Below are 6,609 nucleotides of genomic sequence, written 5' to 3'. Positions count from 1 at the left end.
TATCAAACTATTAGATACTTTTTAAGGGACGACGATTTAATTTGTGCATTTCTATCAATCTATCACCCAAGCTATCATTTTTTCAACTTCTGAAAGAGGAAGCGGCTTTTGCAAAGAAAGAGTTGATTTCTGCAATTTTTGTAAAAAATACTGCAAGGCGGGTTCAATCCATTCGCTACTTTCCGAGTCTTGGTAAAATTTCAAAAGAGCAAGCTCATAAAGCATAGCCAAACGCTCAAAAAGTGGCTTGGCAGTGGCTTCGGTAGTTTCTTTATCCATTTGAGGCAATTGTAAAAGCAACTCTTGAATGGTTTGTAGCTCAGCAAGTAAAAAGTCGTATTCGGCAAGTTGTTTTTGTATAAATGGAAGCATTATTTTTAGCCCTTCCGACTTCACCGAAGCCCGAAGCATATCCAAAACCATAATGTTTCCTGCTCCTTCCCATATCGGTAACACCAGCGTATCTCTAAGCAATTTGGGCATTACGCCGTCTTCAATGTAACCAATGCCTCCCATAAGTTCCATACACTCACGTATGAGATAGACACCTGCCTCGGCGGCAGTTTTTTTAAGCATCGGCGTAAGCAAACGAAGCAGTTCTGCATCTTCGTTACTACCGCTATCGGCTTTATCAAGTGTATGAATAGCGTGCCAAGTAAGATAAAAGGTCGCGGTATAGATGCTGGCAAGTTCGGTGAGTTTGGTACGGATAAGTGGGTGTTCTATTGCAGAAATCCCAAAGGAAATTCTGTATTTAAGGAACTGATAAGCCTCTATCAAAGCTCTCCGCATTTCCGAAAGCGAACCTACCGCATTATAGAGCCTTGATAGATTTATCATTTCGGTCATTATCTTGAAGCCCTCCCCTTCTTTGCCTATGAGTTTGCCTACGGTATCGGTAAAAATACATTCAGCACTTGCCATAGAACGCACCCCGAGTTTATCTTTCAGGCGTACTACTTCCATTGTATTGGGCGAGCCATCAGGTTTGTTTTTTTCTACCAAAAAGATAGAAAGCCCTTTTGTTCCTTTTATTTCAGGATTGGTGCGAGCCAAAGCAAAAATAATTTCGGCATTGGCATTGCTACAAAACCATTTTTCACCATTGAGCAAGTAATAATCATCTTTCCAGTGTGTGGCACTTACCAAATTAGCTCCTACATCAGAGCCACCTGCCTTTTCTGTCAGGAACATTGCTCCTGTATAAAGCTCTTCCAAATGAGTAGTATAGATATGAGGCAAAAGCCTTTGTTTGTCCTCTTCTTTGGCAAATTTATCAATGAGGCGAGCAACGCCGTCAGTCATACACAAAGGGCAAGGCAAGCCCCCCTCACTCATATTGAACAAGAAAAACGAAGAAAATCCTAACTTGTGTAGTTCTGTACTAAATTTCTTTCTTAAATCAGGTTGCCATTTTACGCGAAACATCTCGGCATCTATGGCAATTTGTGAGAGCGTATGATAAGCAGGGTGAAAGCGAATTTCATTGATTGTTTCACCAAAAAAATTGCGTTTTATCAGTTCTGGGGGATTTTTATCGGCAAGTTGCGAAAGCAAATCCATATCACAAGCCGCCTGCTTTCCAAGTTTTTGCCATTTTCCAAGCATATATTGCCAAGCATTTTCAGAAAGAAATTTTCTGAGAAAGTGCTTCAGTATCTTATCGCTCTCATAAAAATTACGGCTTGATTTGTACTCGGCACTCACTACACGATTTTGTGGGTGTTTTTCGGTAGTTTTGGGATAAGAAAAGGCAGTATTATTCATAGAATATTAGACATAAGGTTATGAAATACTGAAAATCTTAAAATTTACATTTTGAGCCAACTCCCCAACTAAGCAATAAGCGTTTGTTTTTGCAGTTTTTTCTCTCGCCTAATCACAGAAGTTACCATATATTCTACGCTCACATCAAGACAGGTTACATATTTGAGCCAATGTATTTCTCTCATTTTCAGAGCCTTCATAATTTCTTTACTGCTCAAACCCTGATTGTAATAGTTTCTGACAGCCTCGTAGAAATCCTCAAAATATTGCAATTTAAGCCTAAAAAGTTCTTTTCCTCCTGTTTTTTGAGGGTAATGCCCACAAAAAATTGTATCAAAATCGTATTGCAAGATTTTTTTTATAGAAAGAATTTGCTCGCCCAAATCTTCCCCCTTTCGGAAATACTTGATTTTCGGACTTACAAACAAATCTCCTGAAAAAAGCCAACCTTGCTTGGGTTCTAAAAATACGGTGTGGTCGGTAGAGTGCCCTGGGGTGTGTATGGGTAAAAATTCGTAATTGGCAGTACAAATTTTTTCGGGAAAATCTTGCGTAGCAATGGGATAGGCATCTATTTTCCCAAACATAAATTGCTCATAAAAAAGCACCTTGAAGCCTGTTCGTAACTTTTGGGCTGTAAAAGGGTGGCAAAAAATCGTAGGTTGGTAGTTCTGATAAAAATATGCCGTATTGCCGATGTGGTCTTCGTGCCAATGCGTAAGAGCAATTTGTTCTATATTTTTATTTTGAAAAGTTTTGGCGACCAGTTTTTGAGCATTGCGTTGGGCGGTATCAATCATTAAGCCTTCAACCCAAAAATTACAAACCGTCATCAAAGGCTTGCCGATGGGTGAGTAGCCAAATTCAAAAATTTCTACATCAAACCACTTGGTTTTCCTGACGGTTTGCATAAAAGTTTTGCTTTAAGGCAAAGTTACAAAAAATTATACCAAGATGAAAAGGGTTTTTAGGATTTAGACCAAGATTTTCAAAAATTGAGAAGGGAAAAATCTAAAACTAATTTTGTAATTATTTACGTTCAAAAAGTTCAATGTTTGATGTTCAAGCCTTTATCTCATTTTTTCTATCTGACATCTATTTTCTAAAAATCCTATTTCTTGTATCTTGTTTCCTGTTTCCTTACTGCAAACTATACCTAAACAATTACCTAATTTTATTGCATATAAAGATTTTGCTATGGGGAAAGGTATTCTTTTTGAGCTTTTTTCAGCGAGGCAAAAATTTCATTACGTTGCTCCAATAGGCTTTGCATAAGCGAGGCTTTCTGAAAAAAAAGCCTTATAGATTGCATTTCAGCTCTAAATTTTTTCCACCAAGCTACAAAAATAAGTACAAAAAAGCCCGAAAGAGGCATCAGCAAGAGAGCTAAAAATAACCAAAGAAAATTTTCTGTAAAATAATAAATTAGCCCCAAACTAATGCTGTACGCTATCAAAAAGGTGAAAATGCCACTTATCATCATCAGCGGTGCTTTGTAAGCTACATCTTTGCTCACAAAACGGGCAATATAAGAAGGCAAAATGTAAGGAATATAATTGAAAACCAAACCAATAAGGTATAAAGGGAAGCCCCAAAGCAGAAAGAAAATACTTTTCAGCAAAAACCAAAGCAAGGGTGGTTTCTTTTCGGCTCTAAAAATGCTATCTTTTAAGCCTAAAATCTTCAAATTTTCCAGATAGTTCTCCATTTGTACTCGCAAACGCTTGAAATAGTTACTATCTTTTGCCTCCAAAAACTTTACTCCCCTGATGATTTCTTTAATGATTGCAAACTCTTCACTTTTCTTTCTTTGCAAATGAAACTCTCGGAAAAGTTCGTTTTTGTATAAAATCTCAATGTTTCTGATAAACTGCTCTTGTTCCTGATTTTCTGTAATAACGATAAGTTGGCTTAATGCGTCTTCAATGTCTTGGGTAAGTTTTTCAACTACGGCAAAGTTTTCGGGATTATAGCCTTCTTGATAGTCTGCAACCCGAATAGGCTTTCCAACTTTTACAAAAACTTCACTACGAAATTTATCTGCATCGTCATAGTTCAAGCCAATGGGTACAATGTGCAAATTCAGCGAAAAGTTATGCTCAAACTCTGCTCCCAAAGCAATGCGTGCTGTGCCTGTCTTTATTTCTCGCAACCTTCTTTCAATTACGCTTGTCCCTTCGGGAAAGATGAGTAGAGTTCCTTTCTTTGCCAAATGCTCAAAACATTTCTGAAAGCTCATTCGGTTGAGTTCAGCTTGTGAATGAGGCTTATCAGGTTTATCCGCTTTGCGATAAATAGGCAACATCTGAAAAAGTTTGAAAATAGGTCGGGTAAAACGATTGAAAATGCCTCCATTTGCCAAAAAATAAACCCGCTTACTGCTCAATGCGGCAATAAGAAGCGGGTCCATAAAAGTATTAGGGTGGTTGGCAACGTAAATGAGCGGTGTATCCAGATGAAGATAGGATTGATTTTCAACTTCCAAACGCCTGAAAAATATCCGTAAAGCAATCCGAACTACAAGGCGTAAAAATAAGTATAGCATAGCTATTGATTTTGCTCTATTGCCAATTTTTCTAATTTTTCCTGCTGTCTGAAATGATGACGCAAATGAGCCTCAATACACCAAAGCCACTCGGGGGCGGTTATCATTCCAAAAATAGCGTGTAAGCGTTTGTAATGAGTTGGTTGGGCTTCTATTTCTTTTTGCAGAACAGGCAATTCTTGAATTAGCTGCTGAAAGCGTTCTTGATAAATTTTTCTGCTTTGGGCAATGGGTTCGCCTGCTGTTCGGTATTTTTCAGGAACTTTGATTTCCATAGGCGGAAAGCTACCAAAGGCAATAATTTGCTCACCAATAGGCGTTTTTTCACCTTCAAAACTGCCTTTTTTTTCTTTCAAACAACCTCTAATTTGAGCTATAAAGAACTCCGTAGAAGTAAGCAAATGCTCGTACATTTGTCCCAAAGACCAAACATTTTCCTCCGCTTTGAAAGCAAAAGCCTCATCGGAATAACTCGTGAGGCTATTGCTATATTTTTGAAGGTGTTGTATAGCTTTTTCAGTAATTTCAGAAAGATTTTTCATAATGCTCTACCGAACTCTTTGAAATGCAAAATCTAATAAATCCCTCACGGCGGGTTCGCTCATTTTCAAAAATAAATTAGGATAAACACCCATCAAAATCACCATAGCACACAAGGGCAAAAGCGTAAGCGTTTCAGTCAAGGTTAGGTCTTTCATTTGCAGAGCATTGGCATTTGGCTCTCCGAACATAGCCCCTTGAAACATACGAATCATATACACTGCCCCAAAAATGAGTGTAAGTCCTGCTACGGCTCCTAAAATCAGGGCATAGGCAGGGTCTGCCCAATAGGCTTTTACAAGACCTGAGATAAGTAGAAATTCCCCTATAAAGCCATTGGTGAGTGGCAAACCAACACTGCCGAGAAATAAAATGGCAAAAAGCACTGTAAGCACAGGGGCATTTTGGGTAAGTCCTGATAAATCGCTCAAATTTCTAAACCCTGTACGGCGTTGGATAATATCTACCACAAAGAATAAGCCCACGATATTGATGCCGTGAGCAAGCATTTGTATCATACTTCCCTGAATACCTGCAAATTGAAAGGTAAAAAGCCCTATGGACATCAAACCCACGTGAGAAAAAGAGGAATACGCTAAAATTCGCTTCATATCATCTTGCTTGATAGCAATGATTGCCCCATAAACCACTCCGATAATCCCTAAAAGCGTTACAAAATAAGCATTGCTGAATGTACCCGCAGGCAAAATAGGTAAAAGCCAACGATACAAGCTATAAATTGCCATTTTCAGCATAATGCCCGAAAGAAGCATTGTAGCAGGAGCAGGCGATTCGCTATATGTATCAGGTTGCCAAGTATGAAAAGGGAAAATAGGCATTTTGATAGCGAAAGCGATAAAAAGCCCCCAAAATAGCACATTTTGAGTTGTTTTATCAAAAGCTAAAAGATAGAGAATTTTTGCCTCGTCAGAATGATTGCCCGGCGTTTGCATATACATATACACAAAAGCGATAAGCATTAGCAAACTGCCAAATACAGTATAGATGAAAAACTTGAATGTAACTCTAATCCGATTTGCCCCCCCCCAAAGTGCCGCAATAAAGTAAATAGGAATCAAAGCTCCCTCCCAAAACAGATAGTAAGCAAATGCACTTTGAGCCGTAAAAACACCAACCAAAGAGGCTTGCATCAGCAAAATCAGCCCATAAAATACGTTAGGTTTTTCGTATTGGTTACCAAAAGCCGAAAGAATAATAAATGGTACTAAAAAAGTAGTAAGAATAATGGGAATAATGCTTAAACCGTCAATGCCTAAATGAAAAGCAATACCCGCCGAAGGAATCCACATTAGTTTATTTTCAAATTGCATTCCTGCAAAGGCATTGAACTGATAAGCCACGAGCAAGCCCAGAGCTAATTCAACAAAGCTAAATAGCAAAGCTACTTTCTTTGCTTGCTCATTGCGAATGAAAAATACTATCAAACTCGCTACCAAAGGGACTAAAATAAGCCAAAGTGCTGTCATATTTTATTTTGATTATTACTTGTGAGCAATTATACCAAGTGAGTTTATCTCTATAAGTGAATACTCTTGTAGAAATTGACAAATTTTTTCAATATGATTTTCAAAAATATCTAAAAGTGCATCGTTGTCTAAATTTCCAGTTCTTACAATTAACGTGAGTTATAAGTACAAAGTGTTTGAAATACAATTTGTTAAAAAATTTAGTTTTTTTGTTATACTTTGTTTTTTGACCTCACCCCCAGCCCCTCTCCAAAAAGAGAGGGGAGCTAT

At 38.0% G+C, this 6,609-nt stretch carries 5 protein-coding genes; all 5 read right to left on the bottom strand.

All coding sequences use genetic code 11. The features are described from left to right. Positions 1 to 54: 54 nt before the first annotated feature. The 5 genes from ACWITO_RS04765 to ACWITO_RS04745 all read right to left on the bottom strand — a co-directional run bounded on the left by ACWITO_RS04765 (position 55) and on the right by ACWITO_RS04745 (position 6,339). Positions 55 to 1,767: an acyl-CoA dehydrogenase family protein gene (locus ACWITO_RS04765; RefSeq protein ID WP_448528868.1), complete on the bottom strand. Its 1,713-nt coding sequence runs from the start codon at positions 1,765 to 1,767 to the stop codon at positions 55 to 57. A gap of 68 nt (positions 1,768 to 1,835) precedes the next feature. Continuing rightward, complete coding sequence (locus tag ACWITO_RS04760; RefSeq protein ID WP_448528867.1) at positions 1,836 to 2,678, bottom strand: MBL fold metallo-hydrolase; 843 nt, start codon at positions 2,676 to 2,678, stop codon at positions 1,836 to 1,838. Between the two features lie 284 nt (positions 2,679 to 2,962). After that, positions 2,963 to 4,312, bottom strand: a complete 1,350-nt coding sequence (locus tag ACWITO_RS04755; protein WP_448528866.1) for a lysophospholipid acyltransferase family protein — start codon at positions 4,310 to 4,312, stop codon at positions 2,963 to 2,965. A 2-nt stretch (positions 4,313 to 4,314) separates the two neighbouring features. After that, positions 4,315 to 4,854, bottom strand: a complete 540-nt coding sequence (locus ACWITO_RS04750; RefSeq protein WP_448528865.1) for a DinB family protein — start codon at positions 4,852 to 4,854, stop codon at positions 4,315 to 4,317. Between the two features lie 6 nt (positions 4,855 to 4,860). Beyond that, on the bottom strand, positions 4,861 to 6,339 hold the full coding sequence (locus ACWITO_RS04745) for a complex I subunit 4 family protein (protein ID WP_448528864.1): 1,479 nt from the start codon (positions 6,337 to 6,339) through the stop codon (positions 4,861 to 4,863). Positions 6,340 to 6,609 lie beyond the last annotated feature (270 nt).

The sequence above is a fragment of the Raineya sp. genome (assembly GCF_053497555.1).
Note: the sequence above shows the minus strand (reverse complement) of the source record. Positions and strands in the feature narration are given on the sequence as shown.